The organism is Bacillus sp. FSL W7-1582 (assembly GCF_038593325.1).
Lineage (GTDB): Bacteria > Bacillota > Bacilli > Bacillales > Bacillaceae > Bacillus > Bacillus altitudinis.
This window is the reverse complement of the sequence record NZ_CP151987.1, coordinates 2,208,895-2,227,318: the sequence shown is the minus strand read 5'-3', so window position 1 is coordinate 2,227,318 and position 18,424 is coordinate 2,208,895. Positions and strand designations below refer to the sequence as shown.

The window sequence follows — 18,424 nt, the reverse complement described above, 5'->3', positions numbered from 1 at the left end:
ACATACTACTTGCTGGAGGTGTTCATATGAAACGTGATGAAAAGAAAAACCAAGAAGAAAAAAATCAATCAGTACAAATGTCTTCAATGGTGGCAAGGGCAGCAGCCACAGGTTTTGTCGGCGGAGTTTTTTGGGGCTTTATCGGATTTCTGACCCATATGTTTCATTTTTCAGAGGTGAGTCCAAATATGCTGTTGCAGCCATTTGTGCTTGGTGAATGGAAAAAAGGCGGACTTGGTACATTTATGAGTATTGTTCTTTTAGGGATTTTATCTATTGGGGCAGCCTTTATTTATTATGGACTGCTCAAACGGATAAAAGGTTTTTGGATGGGACTGATTTATGGAGGGGTTTTGTGGCTGCTTGTTTTTTATGTATTTAATCCTATATTCCCCGATGTGAAGCAAGTGCAAGATTTGCAGCAAAGCACCATTGTGACGACATTTTGCCTATATATTTTATATGGCATGTTTGTCGGATACAGTATTTCATTTGAATACAATGAATTAACGAGTCAGAAGCTTGCAAGAGCACTCGGGAAAAAGACAGAATAAAGTGTAAATCCACCTTTCATATGATAAAATTATTTTTGGAAACGAAAGGTTTCTAAGGAAAAAGAAACAGACATCGATATAGAGTGAATTAGGGTGAAGGAGTGGTCATATGCCTCATTTTCTAGTGCTGAATGGGCCCAACTTAAATAGGCTCGGCAAGAGAGAGCCAGGAGTTTATGGAAGTAAAACATTAACAGATTTAGAAACGGATTTGTTTCAGTTTGCAGAAAGAGCAAATATTCAATTGACGTTCTTTCAATCGAATCACGAGGGAGATTTGGTCGATGCGCTCCATGAAGCAGAAGATCAGTACGATGGCGTCGTGTTTAACCCGGGTGCTTTTACCCACTATAGCTATGCACTGAGAGATGCCATTGCAAGTATTACGTTACCTGTCATCGAAGTACATATCACAAATGTTCATAAGAGAGAGGAATTCCGCCATCATTCGGTTCTTGCTCCAGTATGTCAAGGTCAAATCGTTGGACTTGGTTTAGAAGGATATAAATTGGCGATTCGTTATTTAGTCAGTGAAGGGGGAGCAGTATCATGAAACTTGAAAAACTAAGAAAACTTTTAGCCGAATTAGACATAGATGGTTTAGTGATTACGAGCAGCTTTAATTTACATTATATGACGAGTTTTACTGGATCAGCCGGTCTTGCCATCGTTTCAAAGGATCGAGCCGCCTTTATTACGGATTTTCGTTACACGGAGCAAGCAAAGGATCAAGTAAAGGGCTATGACATCATTGAACATAAAGGAAACATTGTGGAAACTGCTGTCCAAACGGCAAACGAATTTGGGGTGAAACGTCTTGGTTTTGAACAAAACCATATGACATTTGCCACCTACCAGCAGTACTCGGGGAAAGCAAGCGGTATCGAGCTTGTTCCAGTCTCAGAATCAGTTGAAAAGTTGCGCTTGATTAAGTCTAATGAAGAGATTAAGATATTAGAGGAAGCTGCGAAGATTGCAGATCATGCCTTTGATCATATTCTCACGTACATCAAGCCGGGCCTGACAGAAATTGCGGTCATGAACGAGCTTGAATTTTTCATGAGAAAAGAAGGGGCAGAAGGATCTTCATTCGATATGATTGTTGCCTCTGGCGTTCGTTCAAGCCTGCCACACGGGAGAGCGAGCGAAAAGGTGATTGAATCTGGCGACTTGGTGACACTGGATTTCGGTGCCTATTATAAAGGCTATTGTTCAGACATGACAAGAACCATTGCTGTAGGAACACCAAGCGACAAATTAAAGGAAATTTATCATATCGTATTAGAAGCAGAAAACGCTGGTGTGGATAAAATCAAGCCAGGCTTAACAGGAAAAGAAGCTGATCGCATCACACGAGACATCATTGAAAAGTATGGCTACGGTCAATACTTCGGGCATTCGACTGGACATGGTCTTGGTATGGAAGTACATGAAGCACCTGGCCTTTCCTCGCGCTCAGATGTCGTGTTAGAAGAGGGAATGGTTGTGACAGTTGAACCAGGCATTTACTTGCCGGATGTCGGCGGCGTGAGAATTGAGGATGATATTGTCCTGACAGCTGACGGCAATAAACGATTGACCCACTCACCGAAAGAACTTATCATATTATGATGGTGAAATGTAGGAGGATGACAAAATGATTTCAGTAAACGATTTTCGTACAGGCCTGACAATTGAAGTGGACGGCGGTATTTGGCGTGTAGTGGATTTCCAACACGTAAAACCAGGAAAAGGCGCAGCGTTTGTCCGTTCGAAACTGCGTAACCTGCGTACAGGTGCGATTCAAGAGAAAACATTCCGTGCAGGTGAAAAAGTAGCGAAAGCGCAAATTGAAACAAAAACAATGCAATATTTATATGCAAATGGCGATCAGCATGTATTCATGGATACAAGTTCATACGAACAACTTGAACTAAGCGAAGCGCAAATCAAAGATGAGCTGAAATATTTGCTTGAAAATATGTCGGTTCAAATCGTCATGTACGGTGATGAAACACTTGGAGTAGAACTTCCAAACACTGTAGAACTAGAAGTAGTAGAAACAGAGCCTGGTATTAAAGGTGATACGACATCAGGTGGATCAAAACCTGCAAAAACAGAAACTGGTTTAATCGTGAACGTTCCTTTCTTTGTGAACCAAGGTGATAAACTAGTGATCAATACATCTGACGGTTCATACGTTTCAAGAGCGTAATGAACAGAGAGACTGTAAACCTCGTGTTTACAGTCTCAGCGTGTAGGCAAACCCTCGCATTCTTTGTCAGTCCTGCGCGCTGGTGCTCACGAATGTCAAATTCGCTCCGCGCCAGTACTCGTCCTTCCTAGACTGCAAAGGTTTTCTATCACGCTGAAAAGAAGACAAAGGGCTAAAATCAAGTTCATTTTAGCCCTTTGTCAACTATCTGAGACTGTAAACCTCGTGTTTACAGTCTTTTTTTATTTGAAAAATAGGACGCCTCGTTATGACACCCCTTACTCTATTCTCTCATCCATCTCTCTTCCTTTTGAAAAACAAGACTACTTCTAGCTAGTGAAGCATATAGTGTAAAAAAAGCTGGAGGTTCTATATGAAACAATTTCTCCCGGGTATACACCCATCAGTTGCTGCCATGGCAGGGATGAGGTTTTTATCTGCCTCGATTGAACTGACGGCCGCCATCCTCATTTTAGTGACTAATGATGTGCGTAAAGCGGTTGTCATCAATAGTATATTAGCGATCATCGGGCCGCTCATTTTTATTATCACGATGACGATTGGAATCTATCAAATTGCAGGGCAGTTATCCTATGCGAAGCTTGTGTTTATTTTCATTGGTGTCGTATTTATTCTTGTTGGAATTTATAAGTGAAATGGCTTGGCATAATTAACGGCATACATCATACATTTTAGAGAAGAAAAAAAGGAGGGGAATTCGTTGCGGAGTTTGTTGGATATTCTCCCGCACTCAATTGGACAAGAACTCAGCATGTTAAAAGAAGCAGAGTGGGCGCAAATAGAAGAAATCCGCATTCGCACCGATCGCCCGATTGAGCTGATGCAAGGTGGAAAACCACGCTTTCTTTCCTATCATACAACAGGTGAAGAGGCGGCTCAGCTATTAGGCAGGCTCAGTAATTACAGCATGTACACACTTGAGGAAGAGTTAAAACAGGGCTATATCACCATATCTGGCGGACATCGGGTTGGGCTTGCTGGAAAGGTCATCGTCGAAAATGGATTCGTCAAAGGCTTAAGAGATATTTCTTCATTTAATATTCGCATCGCAAAAGAGAAGATCGGAATTGCTCTGCCGTTTCTCCCTTATTTATATGAAAAACATTGGTGTAACACACTGATTATAGGTCCGCCGCAAACCGGGAAAACGACATTGCTGCGTGATCTAGCACGTCTTGTCAGTACAGGAACAACAACCATTTCTCCTAGAAAAACAGGGATTGTAGATGAACGATCTGAAATCGCAGGTTGTATAAGAGGAGTGCCGCAGCATTCTTTTGGACACCGGATTGATGTACTTGATGCGTGCCCAAAGGCTGAAGGGTTAATGATGATGATCAGGTCCATGAGCCCAGAAGTCATCATTGTCGATGAAATCGGAAAAAGTGAAGATGTACAGGCACTGCTAGAAGCAATCCATGCTGGAGTCACCATTATCGTCTCAGCTCATGGGTATTCTCTTGAAGACTTATCTAAACGGCCATCATTTGAACCGTTATGGCAGCTTCGTGTGTTTGATCGATATGTGGAATTAAATAGAGAAAAAGGGCCTGGCACAATCGGACGGATATTTGACCAAGAGGGACAAGAGCTGAAGAGGAGGCGGGGAGTGGACGTATGTTAAAGCTTATTGGTGCTATTTTCATTGTTGCGGCTACGACATGGGGAGGATTCGAGTTTGCGAAGCGGTACAGTGATCGGCCAAAGCAAATCCGCCAGCTCCGGTTTGCACTCCAATCTCTTGAAGCTGAAATTATGTATGGTCAAACACCTTTAGCTAGAGCCGCTGACCAAATTGCGTCCCAAGTAGGACCGCCTGTGAATCGGCTATTTGAACAATTTGCAGAAAAACTCAACGTTGGAACCTTTTCTGCGAGGCATGCATGGAATGAAAGTCTAGAGGATGTATGGAAAAAAACCGTATTAAAAAAAGGCGAATATGAGGCGCTGAAGCACTTTGGAGAAACCCTTGGTCAGCATGATGTGACGGCTCAGCAAAAATATATCAAGCTAGCTTTAGGCCATTTGGAATCAGAGGAAAAAGAAGCTGAAGTTGCCCAAGCAAAAAATGAAAAAATGGTGAGAAGTCTTGGTTTTCTAAGTGGTTTACTACTGATTCTGTTATTGATGTGAGAGGAAGGGAGTCGAGAGCATGGGCGTTGATGTAAACGTCATTTTCCAAATTGCGGGAGTGGGTATCGTCGTGGCTTTTCTCCATACGATTTTAGATCAAATGGGGAAAAAAGAGTACGCACAGTGGGTGACACTGCTTGGATTTATCTACATTTTATTTATGGTTGCTACCATTGTGGATGATTTGTTTAAGAAGATTAAAGCCGTATTTCTATTTCAAGGATAGGGGAGGGCTTACAAATCGAAATTATTCAAATTGTTGGACTTGGTTTAATCGCTACTTTTCTAGCATTAATCGTCAAAGAACAAAAGCCAACCTTCGCCTTTATGCTTGTTGTGTTTACTGGGTGTGTCATTTTCCTTTATTTAATCGATCAAATCTATGCCATTATCTCCATGATTGAAAAAATTGCAGCAAGTGCAGGCGTCAATATGAAATACGTTGAAACCATTTTGAAAATCATTGGCATTGCCTATATTGCAGAATTTGGTGCCCAGCTCACAAAGGATGCGGGACAAGGCGCCATCGCTTCAAAAATAGAGCTTGGCGGCAAAATTCTTATTTTGGTCATGGCGGTACCGATTTTAACGGTCATCATTGAGACGATCCTAGGTATGATCCCGTCCATGACTTGATGGAAAAGAGGTGATGATGATGAAACGGGTGACAGCTGTGCTAGGGTTTATGATGTTCTTTTGGATGATTGTTCCGTATGCAGGTGCAGAAGAAAGTGTGCCTTTATCAAGTGAAGAACCGGTCGCAGAAGAAGTTGCGGGTGGACAGGCTGATGCCTTAGAGCTTCATTCTATCAGTGACTTTTGGGAAACGATATTGGACGAGTATGGCGGCTTTCTGCCTGAAAGCCAAAAAGGTACAGTGAAGGAAATGATCGATGGCGATAAAGAGCTGTCTCCCCAAACGTGGCTGAAGGCTTTTGTTCATTATCTGTTTCATGAGCTGATTGCCAATGGAAAGCTCTTAGGTACACTTATATTACTCACCATCTTTTGTTCGCTTTTGCAGCTTTTGCAAAATGCGTTTGAGCAAAGCACTGTTAGTAAAGTTGCATACGCTCTTGTTTATATGGTGCTTATCATTATTGCATTAAACAGTTTTCATGTTGCGATCTCTTATGCAACAGAAGCCATTCAAACGATGACTAGTTTTATTCTTGCTCTTATTCCTCTTTTATTAGCACTTATTGCCTCATCAGGCGGGCTTGTCTCAGCCGGATTCTTTCATCCTGTGATTTTGTTTTTAATGAACACGAGCGGTGTTTTTATTCAATATGTCGTTCTTCCGCTTATTTTTTTATCAGCGATATTGAGCATTGTCAGTACGCTGACCGAACAATACAAAGTGACCCAGCTTGCCCAGCTGTTAAGAAATGTCGCCATTGGCGGGCTCGCTGTTTTTTTAACTGTATTCCTCGGCGTCATTTCTGTACAGGGGGCATCTGCTGCTATCACGGATGGCATCGCTCTTCGCACAGCCAAGTTTATTACCGGAAATTTCATCCCTGTCCTTGGCAGAATGTTTACTGATGCGACAGATACCGTTATCAGCGCCTCTGTGCTGCTGAAAAATACGGTTGGCCTTGTAGGCGTCGCCATTTTGATTTCAATTGCGGCTTTCCCAGCGATTAAAGTGCTGTCGCTCGCTCTGATTTATAAATTGGCCGCTGCGATTCTTCAGCCTTTAGGGGGCGGGCCGATTATTAGCTGCCTTGATGTCATTTCAAAAAGTGTTCTTTATATATTTGCTGCATTAGCTGTTGTATCGCTTATGTTCTTTTTAAGCATTACCGTTATCATCACAGCTGGCAACCTCACCATGATGATGAAGTAAGGAGGGGACACCATTTGAGTTTTCTCACAGAATGGATCACAAGTATTATTCTATTTATTTTATTTGCGATTGTGATTGATCTTTTGCTTCCCAATTCAAGCATGCAGAAGTATGCAAAAATGGTCGTCAGCTTACTGTTAATTGTGGTGATGCTCAATCCGATCTTTGCGTTATTCCGGGCAGATCCTGACCAAATTTTCTCAGAAATCATGAAAGGGAAGGACCAAGCGCAATCAGAAGAAATAAAAAATCAGATGAATTTAGAAAAAAAAGAAATACAAGCTTCACAGCGTGCATATATTTTAAAGCAAATGGCTGTCCAACTAGAAAAAAGCGCAAAGGAGCCACTGGAGAAGGAGAGCTATGAAATGAAACACGTAGAAGTGTTGGCAGATGAGGAGCACCTTGATCAGAATATGGAGGCAGATCAATTTCGCATCAAAGCAGTCCTTGTCCCGCTCACAGGTGATGCTGTAGAAACGGTGGCAAAGGTCGACATTGATCTCTCCAGGCAAAAGGAGGAAAGCGCCGGGGCGTCAGCAAAAGAGATGGCGAGGGTGAAAGAGACGCTTGCAGATGTATGGAATACACGGCCTGAACACATTGCGCTGAACATTGAGGGAGGTGACGCAGCAGATCATGAATAACAAAGACTGGAGACAAAAACTGAAATCAATGTTCCAAGCACCTGAAAAAGGTGAAGGGAAACCAAAATTAACGAAGCACCATTACTTACTGCTTGTCTTCATCATCGGCGTGTCATTCATGTTAGTCAGTCAGATTCTGTCACCGCCATCAAGCAAACAAGAGGCTGCTGTTCCTGCGTCTAAAAAAACATCCTCAGAAGAGCAGGCGGTGTTCAAACCATCCTCTTCAGGTAAGTCAAACAACTCGATAGAGGATGTTGAACAAGAATACGAAAATCAGCTAAAAGAGATTTTAGAAACGATCATTGGTGTTGAGGATGTATCCATTGTGGTAAATGTAGACGCAACTTCTTTAAAAGTGTTTGAAAAAAACAAATCCAATAAAAGCACTACGACCGAGGAAACAGACAAAGAAGGCGGCGTGCGAAGTGTCACGGATCAAACAAAAGAAGAAGAGATTGTCATTATTAAAAATGGCAATGAAGAAACACCTGTTGTTGTCCAAACGAAAAAGCCAGACATTCGAGGTGTCCTCGTTGTTGCTCAAGGAGTAGACAACGTTCAAATAAAGAAAACCATCATTGAAGCGGTTACACGAGTGCTTGATGTACCGAGCCATAGAGTGGCTGTTGCCCCTAAAAAAATCAAGGAGGATTCGGAATGATGTTAAAAAAACAAACGGTTTGGCTATTAACGATGCTAAGTTTAGTTGTCGTATTAAGTGTGTACTATATCATGTCTCCACAAGGTGAGAATGCTGTGACAGTAGAAGATACAAAATCAAAAGGAATGGAAGAGAAAAAGGCTGAGCCAGAAAAAGGGACTGACAAAGGAACCGAAAAGAACGCAGAAGAGAAATCAACTGACAAAGAAACCAATGCGAAACAAGAAGATGTTGAAACAAGTGGAGAAGAAGGAAAGGCTGTTTCAGAGCAGACCGACGATGAACTTTTCACAACCTACAGACTTGAACTGGAAGATAAGCGCAGCAAGCAGCGTGAAGAGTATAACGAAATCGTGTCTAGCGATGATGCAACAGCGCAAGAGAAAAGTGAAGCTTATGATCAAATGACAGCACTTAGTGAGGCAGAAGGAACAGAGCGTCAGCTGGAGACATTAATCAAAACAAAAGGATATAAAGATGCGCTCGTCAGTGCAGAAGGAGATAAAGTGAACATCACGGTTCGTTCTGATAAAAAATCAAAGTCCCAAGCAGCAGATATTATTGATTTGGTCACAAAAGAAATGAGAGGGCTTGATAACGTAGCCGTCACTTTTGAGCCATCGAATCAATAAAAAATGCACAAGCGCCCTTTTCTGAAAAGGGCGTTTTTTCATGCGGGTTGACGCCCTTTTTCAGGTGCTTGTGCGAGGTGTCTCATCACATTAATAGTTGAATTCAACGAAATCCTCCTGTAAGATGGTTATAGTATGTACTTTTAGTACTAGCCTATAAAAAAAGATAAATCCATACATAGGGGTGCAAATCCATGTTAAAAATTGAAGAGATTCATGAACTAATTAAATTAATTGACGAATCAACAATTGATGAATTTACGTACGAAAACGAAGGTGCAAAAATCAAGTTAAAGAAAAATAAAGAAGTCGTTCAGCAAGTTGCGGCACAAGCACCAGTGGCTCCTGTCCAAGCAGCTCCAGCTCAACAAGCTCCTAAAGCACAAGCTCCAGCTCAGACCGAAGCCCCTGCACAAGAGAAAGCCGCGTCTGAAAACCTGCATAAAATCACATCCCCAATGGTTGGCACATTTTACGCTTCTTCTTCACCAGAAGCAGATCCATATGTGACAACAGGTTCTAAAGTGAAGGAAAACTCAGTTGTATGTATCGTTGAAGCGATGAAACTGTTTAATGAAATCGAAGCAGAAGTAAAAGGCGAAATCGTCGAAGTATTAGCTGAAAACGGTCAGCTTGTAGAATTCGGACAACCCCTCTTTCTAGTGAAAGCAGAGTAAGGAGTACGATCATGATTAAAAAGCTATTAATTGCAAACAGAGGAGAAATCGCAGTTAGAATCATCCGTGCTTGTAAAGAGCTTGGAATTGAAACAGTTGCGGTATTTTCTGAAGCGGATCGTGATGCGCTGCATGTTCAAATGGCTGATGAAGCATATTGCATCGGACCGACTGCTTCAAAAGATAGTTATTTAAATGTAACAAATATTGTCAGTGTGGCAAAACTAACAGGTACAGATGCCATCCATCCAGGATATGGTTTCCTTGCTGAAAATGCAGACTTTGCAGAGCTTTGCGAGGAATGTAATGTCATCTTTGTTGGACCAACTGCGTCAGCAATTTCCAAAATGGGAACGAAAGATGTGGCAAGAGAAACAATGAAGCAAGCTGGTGTTCCAATTGTCCCTGGTTCTCAAGGAATTGTAAAAGATCTTGATGATGCTGTTTCAACAGCAGCTGGTATTGGGTATCCTGTCATTATTAAAGCAACTGCAGGGGGCGGTGGTAAAGGTATCCGTGTGGCTCGCACAGAAGAAGAGCTCATTAACGGTGTCACCATCACGCAGCAGGAAGCAGCACAAAACTTCGGGAACCCAGGTGTCTATTTGGAGAAATTCATTGAAGACTTTAGACACGTTGAAATTCAAGTCCTTGCTGATCAGCATGGGAATACCATTCACTTAGGTGAACGTGATTGTTCTATCCAAAGAAGAATGCAAAAGCTTCTGGAAGAAACGCCATCACCTGCACTAAATGCAGATATTCGTGAGCAAATGGGTGAAGCTGCCGTAAAAGCAGCCGAAGCTGTTGAATACACAGGTGCCGGAACGGTTGAATTCATTTACGATTATAATGAAGAGAAGTTTTACTTCATGGAAATGAATACACGTATCCAAGTAGAGCATCCTGTAACGGAAATGGTCACTGGTGTTGATTTGATCAAAGAACAGATCAAAGTAGCTTCAGGTGAAAAGCTTTCCCTTACGCAAGAGGATGTCGTATACGAAGGCTGGGCGATTGAATGTCGTATTAACGCAGAGAACCCTGAGAAAAACTTCATGCCTTCTGCTGGTGAAATTAAAATGTACCTTCCGCCAGGCGGTTTAGGAGTACGTATTGATTCTGCCGCTTATCCTGGTTATGTGATTCCGCCATATTACGATAGTATGATTGCGAAAGTGATCACATATGGTAAAACGAGAGAAGAAGCAATAGCAAGAATGAAACGTGCGCTTCAAGAATTCGTCATTGAAGGAGTCTACACAACGATTCCATTCCACCTCAGATTACTAGAGCACGAAACATTTGTGAGCGGTAATTTTAATACGAAGTTTTTAGAAACGTATCAAATTATGAAATAATAACAGCTTTCGGAGGTGAATGATCGTGTCAGAAAACAATTTGCTTGAAATGAACCTTGATGAAGATCAATTGGGAAAAGTGCAAATTGCGCCAGAAGTGATTGAAGTCATTGCTGGGATCGCTGCATCAGAGGTCGAAGGAATTGCGGAAATGCGCGGCAACTTCGCTGCTGATGTGGCAGAACGCTTTGGGAAGAAAAATCACCGTAAAGGTGTGAAAGTAGATGTCTCTGATGAAGGCATCACAATTGATGTGTATTGTGTGGTTGAATTTGGCCTATCCATTCCAAAGGTATCCACTGCTGTTCAAGAAAATATCCGTCAAACCCTTTTAAACATGACGGCCTTAACGATTAATGAAATCAACATTCATGTCGTCGGCATTCAATTTGATACAAAAACAGCTGAAGCTGAAGTTGATCAAGAAATGTAAAAATGGTTGAAGTGAAACCAAGGAGGCATTGCCTCTTTGGTTTTTTAAAGCCCATTTTTGGGAAAATTCCACATGATGATTACGTCACGCATGGAGTGATTCGTTTTTCGTCACAGCTCGCATGGATCTTGGTGCGACTGCGGTCAAAATATGTTATGATCTCTGTATGGCTTAACGACAAGCGGATAAAGTGGTTAAAGGAGTAAATAATGAAAAGAAGAACTGCAAGAGAAAAGGCGCTACAAACATTATTTCAAATTGATGTCAGCAATATTGATCCGAAAGAGGCCATTACACATGCGCTGGATGAACAAGAATCAGATCCTTTTTTCGAGGAACTGGTTTTCGGTGTGCTCGAACAAAAGGACAAACTCGATGACATGATTTCACAGCATCTTGTGAATTGGAAACTTGATCGTATTGCGAACGTAGACAGAGCCATTTTAAGGCTGTCTGTGTACGAAATGGTATATCAAGAAGATATCCCGGTGAGTGTTTCAATGAATGAAGCCATTGAACTTGCTAAATTGTTCGGTGACGATAAGGCGCCGAAATTTGTAAATGGTGTACTTTCAAACATTAAAAACGACCTAAAGCAGTAATAGGAGGATTCGACATGACAGCAACAATCATCGATGGGAAAGAAACAGCAAAAGAAAAGCGTGAACAATTAGCAAAAGAAGTAGAAGAGCTAAAACAAAAAGGAGTCACACCTGGTCTTGCCGTTATTCTAATCGGTGATGATCCGGCTTCACTTTCTTACGTACGCGGGAAGAAAAAAGCAGCAGAAGCCATGGGCATGCATTTCCAGCTTGATCATTTAGATGCTTCTTTAACAGAAGAGGAATTGCTAAAGATGATTGATCAGTACAATGCAAATGATCAATTCCACGGAATTCTTGTTCAGCTTCCACTGCCAAAACATATTTCTGAAAAAGCCGTCATTGAACGAATTTCACCAGAGAAAGACGTAGATGGTTTTCATCCGCTAAATATCGGGAAAATGCTACTTGGAGAAGACACATTCCTCCCTTGCACACCAGCAGGTATTGTTGAATTATTGAACAAAACAGGTGTGGATCTCTCTGGCAAAGAAGTGGTCGTTGTAGGACGAAGCAATATCGTCGGCAAACCAGTTGGACAATTGCTATTAAACGAAAATGCAACCGTCACCTACTGTCATTCAAGAACGGCGAACATTTCAGAACATACGTTAAAAGCGGACATTTTAGTTGTTGCCGTCGGTCGAGCAAACTTTATTAAAGCTGACCAAATTAAAGAAGGCGCTATTGTCATTGATGTAGGAGTCAATCGTCTAGAAACAGGGAAACTTGTAGGGGACGTTGACTTTGAAGCAGCAAAAGAAAAAGCTTCATACATCACACCAGTCCCTGGCGGAGTGGGTCCAATGACAATTACGATGCTTGCACACAATACGGTTAAATCAGCAAAACGTACATTATCATAAGCTTGATCCATTCATCCACCTGCGTGCTGCCGGTGGATGAATGTGCGTTTTTGAAGAGGAGGAATACGTCATGAGTGAAAAAGCCTTTGTGACGGTCACAGCCCTTACAAAATACATAAAAAGAAAATTTGATGTTGACCCTCATTTAGAAGATATTTGGATCAAAGGTGAGTTATCAAATGTGAAGATTCATTCAAGAGGGCATGTTTATTTCACCTTAAAGGACGAAAATGCACGTATGCAAGCCGTCATGTTCCAGCGCTCCGCGTCCAAGCTGCCTTTTTCACCAAAGAGCGGGATGAAAGTGTTCGTACGAGGCGGAATTCAAGTCTACGAACCGAGCGGAAGCTATCAATTATATGCAAAAGAAATGCAGCCTGATGGTGTTGGTGCTCTTCATCTTGCCTATGAAGAGCTGAAGAAGAAACTAGCAAGTGAAGGCTTATTTGATGAGCGCTATAAAAAAACAATTCCTGAATTTCCAGAGGTTGTTGGTGTTATTACATCCCCAACAGGAGCAGCTGTTCGAGATGTCATTACCACGATCAATCGGCGCTATCAGCAGGCCAAGATCATTGTGCTTCCGGCATTAGTCCAAGGAGAAAATGCTCCGCGTTCGATTGTGGAACGGATTAAAGAAGCCAATGAAAAACAGCTTTGTGATGTCTTGATTGTCGGGAGAGGCGGAGGATCGATTGAAGAACTTTGGGCCTTTAATGAAGAAGCAGTCGCAAGAGCGATCTTCGCATCAGACATTCCAATCATTTCTGCGGTTGGGCACGAAACAGACTTTACCATTAGTGATTTCACTGCAGACATGAGAGCACCCACACCAACAGGAGCAGCAGAACTAGCTGTTCCAAGCACTTCCGACTTAATCGAACGAATCAAATCAATCGACATTCGGTTAACAAGAGCGGTAAAAAATCGAACGTCACAAGCAAAAGACCGTCTTGTGGCACTTCAATCCTCCTATGCTTTCCGTTTTCCAAAACGATTACAAGAGCAAAAAGAGCAGCAATTCGATATGGTATTTGATCGTTTTCAAAAACAGCTGACAAGACAAATGGAACAAAAACGCAGTCAACTTGACCGCCAAACATATAGACTGAAGCCGCTTCATCCAAAAGAGCAGCTGCTTCAGGCGAAAAAACGTCACGCCAATGAAACAGAACAGCTCGTTCGGAGCATGAATGTGCAAATGAAAACAATTCATTCGCAGTTCCAATCGGTTCTTGGTAAACTAAATGCATTAAATCCGCTTCAAGTCATGGAAAGAGGCTATAGTTTAGCCTATAAAGAAGATGAGCTCATTAAAAGTGTGAATCAAGTAGAAACGAAGGATCAACTGACGATTACAATGAAGGATGGACGTCTGATTTGTGAGGTTATTGAGAAGGAGGGCAATCATCATGACAGAATCAAATAAACAAAAAGAAGAACAAATGACATTTGAAGAGGCCATGAAAGGACTTGAAGAGATTGTGGGAAAGCTCGAAGAAGGCGATGTACCGCTTGAACAAGCCATCCACTATTTCCAAGAGGGTATGACACTCTCAAAACTTTGCCATGAAAAATTACAGCATGTTGAAAAGCAAATGGATTTCATTTTGAAAGAGGACGGTGAACTGGCTCCTTTTTCTGTGAAGGAGGCAGATGCTGGTGACAAGTAACTTAAACGAATTTTTAACAACACGAAAACAAGCAATTGAAGATTATTTATTTACATATGTGCAGGAATTGTCTATTCCAGAAGAGCTGAAATCTTCTATGCTTTATTCTCTGAAGGCTGGCGGAAAAAGACTGCGTCCTGTGCTTGTTCTTGCTCTTTTAAATGCGTATGGGAAAAAGGAAGAAGACGGTATACCAGTAGGCTGTGCAGTGGAAATGATTCATACGTATTCGTTGATACATGATGATCTTCCTTGTATGGACGATGATGATCTGCGCAGAGGAAAGCCGACCAACCATAAAGTATACGGCGAGGCAACTGCCGTTCTTGCAGGTGATGCGCTGCTCACTGAAAGCTTCCGTCTGATCACATCGCAATTATCTGACGATGTACCTGCTGATCAAAAGCTTCGAATCATCGATGAACTTGTTACATCAGCAGGTGCACTCGGAATGGTTGGCGGGCAATTTGATGATATGGAAGCAGAACAGAAACAAATCCCTCTTTCTGAATTAGAATCGATTCATGCCCGCAAAACAGGAAAGCTACTCACCTTTAGTGTGGTTGCTGGTGCGATACTGGCAGGTGCACCTGATGATGAGATCGAAAAGCTGAGAGAATTCAGCTATCATATTGGCATTGCTTTTCAAATCCGTGATGATATTTTAGATCTTGAAGGCAGCGAAGAGAAAATAGGAAAGCGGATCGGCTCCGATACAGCAAATGAAAAGTCGACATATCCTTCTTTATTAACGCTTTCAGGAGCAAAAGAAAAGCTGGATGAACATATCACTCGTGCGAAAGAAATTGTCTCAAATCTTGAGTTGGAGCAAAACTTGCTGCATGATTTATGCGATCTGATTGCCTCACGAGATCACTAAAAACAGCCTAGATTTGAGGGTCCTCGAGCAATTGTGGTAAACTGTAAACAGTTTATCATGATGAGACAACTCTTATTCCTGAATTGGTTTTCATAGGAATAAGGCATTATATATGTAGATAGAAATTTTGTTGAAAGCGAGTTGATCCTGATTGGATCTTTTATCAATAAAAAATCCAACGTTTCTAAAAGGAATGTCAAATGCAGAATTAGAGGAGCTGAGTGCGGACATTCGCACGTTTTTAATTGAGTCGTTAGCGAACTCTGGTGGGCACATTGGTCCAAACCTTGGTGTCGTTGAACTTACTGTTGCACTTCACAAAGTATTTGACAGCCCGAAAGACAAATTTCTTTGGGATGTTGGACATCAATCTTACGTTCACAAGCTGTTAACTGGAAGAGGCGCCGAGTTTGATACGCTTCGTCAATATAAAGGGCTCTGCGGTTTCCCCAAACGAAATGAAAGTGAACATGATGTTTGGGAGACTGGACACAGTTCAACCTCATTATCTGGTGCAATGGGAATGGCGGCAGCGCGTGACATTAAAGGAACAGATGAATACATTCTCCCGATTATCGGCGATGGTGCACTAACCGGCGGTATGGCGTTAGAAGCACTGAACCATATCGGGGATGAAAAAAAAGACATGATTGTGATCTTAAACGACAATGAAATGAGTATTGCGCCAAACGTTGGTGCGATCCATACAATGCTTGGCAGACTACGTACAGCTGGTAAATACCAATGGGTAAAGGACGAGCTTGAATATTTATTCAAGCGTATCCCAGCAGTAGGTGGGAAGCTTGCTGCAACAGCAGAACGTATCAAGGACAGTCTGAAATATTTGCTTGTTTCTGGTATGTTCTTTGAGGAAATGGGCTTTACTTACTTAGGACCAGTAGATGGACATTCCTATGAAGATTTGTTTGAGAATCTTGAATACGCAAAGAAAACAAAAGGCCCGGTTCTCCTTCATGTCATCACGAAAAAAGGAAAAGGCTATAAGCCGGCCGAATCTGATAAGATCGGCACATGGCACGGAACAGGCCCATACAAAATCGACACAGGTGACTTTGTAAAACCGACAGCAGCTGCACCGTCATGGAGTGGTCTCGTCAGTGAAACCGTCAGAAAGCTTGCACGGGAAGATGAGCGGATTGTCGCGATTACACCTGCAATGCCCGTTGGCTCAAAGCTTGAAGGATTTGCAAAAGAATTCCCTGAGCGAATGTTTGATGTTGGAATTGCAGAGCAGCACGCTGCAACAATGGCAGCCGGACTTGCTACACAGGACATGAAGCCATTTTTAGCGATTTATTCAACGTTCCTTCAAAGAGCCTATGATCAAGTGCTGCATGATATTTGCCGTCAAAATCTCAATGTGTTCATTGGAATTGACCGTGCAGGTCTTGTCGGTGCAGATGGAGAAACACATCAAGGTGTGTTTGACATTGCTTTCATGCGTCATATGCCGAATATGGTTCTCATGATGCCAAAGGATGAAAATGAAGGACAGCATATGGTCAACACAGCCATTCAATATGATGATGGTCCAATCGCCATGCGCTTCCCGCGTGGAAATGGACTAGGCGTCAAAATGGATGAACAGCTGAAAACCATCCCAATTGGTTCTTGGGAAGTTCTTCGTCCCGGGAAAGATGCTGTCATTTTAACATTCGGTACAACCATTAAAATGGCGCTGCAGGCAGCAGAAGAACTGCAAAAAGAAGGTAAATCAATCCGTGTTGTCAATGCACGTTTCATTAAGCCTCTTGATGAAGGCATGTTAAATGAGATACTGTCTGAAGGTTTGCCAATTTTAACAATAGAAGAAGCGGTGCTTCAAGGTGGATTTGGCAGCAGCGTATTAGAATATATTCACGACAAAAAAGCGTCTCATATAAAAGTAGAACGTATGGGCATTCCAGATGAATTTATTGAGCATGGAAGTGTCGATGCGCTACTTGAGGAAATTGGACTGACGAAAACGCAGGTTGCTGAAACGTTACGTGACCTGCTTCCCGCAGCACCAAGAAAAGGAATTGGATCATGACATCAAAGAAAGAACGACTTGACGTTTTATTAGTCGAACAAGGACTAATGGAAACGAGAGAGAAAGCAAAACGCGCCATTATGGCAGGGATCGTTTATTCAAATGAAAACCGTTTGGATAAGCCAGGAGAAAAAATCGCTCGTGATACCCCGCTGACTGTGAAGGGGAATCCGCTGAAATATGTCAGCCGAGGTGGGCTAAAGCTCGAAAAGGCACTTCAAGAATTTGATTTAACCGTTGAAGGAAAGCTTTTAATTGATATCGGCTCATCAACAGGGGGATTTACAGATTGCGCACTCCAAAATGGAGCAGTCAAATCCTATGCTGTGGATGTTGGCTACAATCAGCTTGCGTGGAAATTACGACAGGATGATCGGGTGATCGTCATGGAACGCACCAACTTCCGCCATTCTGTTCCGGCAGATTTCACCGAAGGATTACCAGAGGTTGCATCTATTGATGTATCATTTATCTCGCTCAAACTCATTCTGCCCGCATTAAAGCATATTCTTATCCCAGGCGGCGACTGTATTGCGCTAGTGAAGCCGCAGTTTGAAGCGGGCAGAGAGCTTGTTGGAAAAAAAGGCATTGTGCGAGAACCTTCTGTACATCTTGGTGTGCTAGAAGAAATGAATCAATTTGCTGCAAAAGAAGGCTATGATGTAAAGGATGTTTCGTTTTCACCCATTACAGGCGGAGATGGAAATATCGAATTTCTCCTCCACTTGGTCCTGCATCCCGATCAAGAAGAGAATACGGCACTTCCAGTATCTGAACTTGAAAAAGTCGTCAAAGAAGCCCATGCCGTATTGAAAGAAAAGAAAAACAGTCCTGAGCCGGCTGACACATGAATTATTGAAACAAAAGGAATAATAGCTCGCTATTATTCCTTTTAGATTGTTGACAAAGGGCTAAAATGAACTTGATTTTAGCCCTTTGTCTTCTTTTCAGCGTGATAGAAAACCTTTGCAGCCCTAGGAAGGACGAGTACTGGCGCGGAGCGAATTTGGCATTCGTGAGCACCAGAGCGCAGGACTGACAAAGAATGCGAGGGTTTGTCTACATGCTGAAAGGAATAATAGCTCGCTATTATTCCTTTTTACATGGTCAAAAGATCAGAATTGACCGTTTCTCACGTAATGCTTGTTTTTTGAAGTGTGCATCATATAACATAGAACGTAAAGA

General features: G+C 42.2%; 23 protein-coding genes. All 23 read left to right on the top strand.

What is annotated here, in order from left to right; all coding sequences use genetic code 11:
- Window positions 1-26 precede the first annotated feature (26 nt).
- The 23 genes from NSQ11_RS11425 to NSQ11_RS11315 all read left to right on the top strand — a co-directional run bounded on the left by NSQ11_RS11425 (window position 27) and on the right by NSQ11_RS11315 (window position 18,090).
- Window positions 27-554 (top strand): YqhR family membrane protein, encoded by a 528-nt coding sequence (locus NSQ11_RS11425; RefSeq protein ID WP_035702799.1) that lies wholly within the window; start codon window positions 27-29, stop codon window positions 552-554.
- Between the two features lie 109 nt (window positions 555-663).
- Window positions 664-1,107, top strand: coding sequence for a type II 3-dehydroquinate dehydratase (gene aroQ, locus NSQ11_RS11420; protein WP_007501195.1), 444 nt, complete (start codon window positions 664-666; stop codon window positions 1,105-1,107).
- Complete coding sequence (locus NSQ11_RS11415) at window positions 1,104-2,165, top strand: Xaa-Pro peptidase family protein (RefSeq protein ID WP_007501193.1); 1,062 nt, start codon at window positions 1,104-1,106, stop codon at window positions 2,163-2,165. Before aroQ ends, NSQ11_RS11415 begins: the two co-directional genes overlap by 4 nt.
- Before the next feature lie 25 nt (window positions 2,166-2,190).
- Window positions 2,191-2,748 (top strand): elongation factor P, encoded by a 558-nt coding sequence (gene efp, locus NSQ11_RS11410; protein WP_007501192.1) that lies wholly within the window; start codon window positions 2,191-2,193, stop codon window positions 2,746-2,748.
- Window positions 2,749-3,121: 373 nt separating this feature from the next.
- Window positions 3,122-3,403, top strand: coding sequence for a YqhV family protein (locus tag NSQ11_RS11405; RefSeq protein ID WP_008342211.1), 282 nt, complete (start codon window positions 3,122-3,124; stop codon window positions 3,401-3,403).
- 66 nt (window positions 3,404-3,469) lie between these two features.
- On the top strand, window positions 3,470-4,393 hold the full coding sequence (spoIIIAA, locus tag NSQ11_RS11400; protein ID WP_035390790.1) for a stage III sporulation protein AA: 924 nt from the start codon (window positions 3,470-3,472) through the stop codon (window positions 4,391-4,393).
- A complete protein-coding gene (spoIIIAB, locus tag NSQ11_RS11395) occupies window positions 4,387-4,902 on the top strand; it encodes a stage III sporulation protein SpoIIIAB (protein WP_007501189.1) in 516 nt (171 codons plus the stop codon). The genes spoIIIAA and spoIIIAB overlap by 7 nt, the downstream gene beginning before the upstream one ends.
- 19 nt (window positions 4,903-4,921) lie before the next feature.
- Window positions 4,922-5,128, top strand: a complete 207-nt coding sequence (gene spoIIIAC, locus NSQ11_RS11390) for a stage III sporulation protein AC (RefSeq protein ID WP_003153142.1) — start codon at window positions 4,922-4,924, stop codon at window positions 5,126-5,128.
- Window positions 5,125-5,538 carry a stage III sporulation protein AD gene (gene spoIIIAD / locus NSQ11_RS11385; RefSeq protein ID WP_087978339.1) on the top strand — a complete coding sequence of 138 codons (414 nt, stop codon included), beginning with the start codon at window positions 5,125-5,127 and terminating at the stop codon, window positions 5,536-5,538. The genes spoIIIAC and spoIIIAD overlap by 4 nt, the downstream gene beginning before the upstream one ends.
- Before the next feature lie 64 nt (window positions 5,539-5,602).
- On the top strand, window positions 5,603-6,751 hold the full coding sequence (gene spoIIIAE / locus NSQ11_RS11380; protein ID WP_230677075.1) for a stage III sporulation protein AE: 1,149 nt from the start codon (window positions 5,603-5,605) through the stop codon (window positions 6,749-6,751).
- Window positions 6,752-6,765: 14 nt separating this feature from the next.
- The gene (gene spoIIIAF, locus NSQ11_RS11375) at window positions 6,766-7,398 is read left to right on the top strand and encodes a stage III sporulation protein AF (protein ID WP_007501185.1); all 633 of its coding nucleotides are present in this window, start codon (window positions 6,766-6,768) and stop codon (window positions 7,396-7,398) included.
- On the top strand, window positions 7,391-8,062 hold the full coding sequence (spoIIIAG, locus tag NSQ11_RS11370; RefSeq protein ID WP_035390787.1) for a stage III sporulation protein AG: 672 nt from the start codon (window positions 7,391-7,393) through the stop codon (window positions 8,060-8,062). Before spoIIIAF ends, spoIIIAG begins: the two co-directional genes overlap by 8 nt.
- On the top strand, window positions 8,062-8,694 hold the full coding sequence (locus tag NSQ11_RS11365) for a SpoIIIAH-like family protein (protein WP_024718861.1): 633 nt from the start codon (window positions 8,062-8,064) through the stop codon (window positions 8,692-8,694). Before spoIIIAG ends, NSQ11_RS11365 begins: the two co-directional genes overlap by 1 nt.
- Before the next feature lie 194 nt (window positions 8,695-8,888).
- Window positions 8,889-9,371 (top strand): acetyl-CoA carboxylase biotin carboxyl carrier protein, encoded by a 483-nt coding sequence (accB, locus tag NSQ11_RS11360; protein ID WP_008342216.1) that lies wholly within the window; start codon window positions 8,889-8,891, stop codon window positions 9,369-9,371.
- Between the two features lie 11 nt (window positions 9,372-9,382).
- A complete protein-coding gene (gene accC, locus NSQ11_RS11355) occupies window positions 9,383-10,732 on the top strand; it encodes an acetyl-CoA carboxylase biotin carboxylase subunit (protein WP_008342217.1) in 1,350 nt (449 codons plus the stop codon).
- A gap of 25 nt (window positions 10,733-10,757) precedes the next feature.
- Window positions 10,758-11,165 (top strand): Asp23/Gls24 family envelope stress response protein, encoded by a 408-nt coding sequence (locus tag NSQ11_RS11350; RefSeq protein ID WP_017357965.1) that lies wholly within the window; start codon window positions 10,758-10,760, stop codon window positions 11,163-11,165.
- A gap of 209 nt (window positions 11,166-11,374) precedes the next feature.
- A complete protein-coding gene (gene nusB, locus NSQ11_RS11345; RefSeq protein WP_008342218.1) occupies window positions 11,375-11,767 on the top strand; it encodes a transcription antitermination factor NusB in 393 nt (130 codons plus the stop codon).
- Between the two features lie 14 nt (window positions 11,768-11,781).
- Window positions 11,782-12,633, top strand: coding sequence for a bifunctional methylenetetrahydrofolate dehydrogenase/methenyltetrahydrofolate cyclohydrolase FolD (folD, locus tag NSQ11_RS11340; protein WP_007501171.1), 852 nt, complete (start codon window positions 11,782-11,784; stop codon window positions 12,631-12,633).
- Between the two features lie 70 nt (window positions 12,634-12,703).
- Entirely contained in the window at window positions 12,704-14,062 is a 1,359-nt protein-coding gene (gene xseA, locus NSQ11_RS11335) for an exodeoxyribonuclease VII large subunit (RefSeq protein ID WP_046343949.1), read from the top strand.
- Entirely contained in the window at window positions 14,046-14,306 is a 261-nt protein-coding gene (locus NSQ11_RS11330; RefSeq protein ID WP_003215880.1) for an exodeoxyribonuclease VII small subunit, read from the top strand. The genes xseA and NSQ11_RS11330 overlap by 17 nt, the downstream gene beginning before the upstream one ends.
- The gene (locus tag NSQ11_RS11325; RefSeq protein ID WP_046343947.1) at window positions 14,296-15,186 is read left to right on the top strand and encodes a polyprenyl synthetase family protein; all 891 of its coding nucleotides are present in this window, start codon (window positions 14,296-14,298) and stop codon (window positions 15,184-15,186) included. Before NSQ11_RS11330 ends, NSQ11_RS11325 begins: the two co-directional genes overlap by 11 nt.
- A 151-nt stretch (window positions 15,187-15,337) precedes the next feature.
- A complete protein-coding gene (gene dxs / locus NSQ11_RS11320) occupies window positions 15,338-17,239 on the top strand; it encodes a 1-deoxy-D-xylulose-5-phosphate synthase (RefSeq protein WP_007501165.1) in 1,902 nt (633 codons plus the stop codon).
- Window positions 17,236-18,090, top strand: coding sequence for a TlyA family RNA methyltransferase (locus NSQ11_RS11315; RefSeq protein ID WP_007501164.1), 855 nt, complete (start codon window positions 17,236-17,238; stop codon window positions 18,088-18,090). The genes dxs and NSQ11_RS11315 overlap by 4 nt, the downstream gene beginning before the upstream one ends.
- Window positions 18,091-18,424 lie beyond the last annotated feature (334 nt).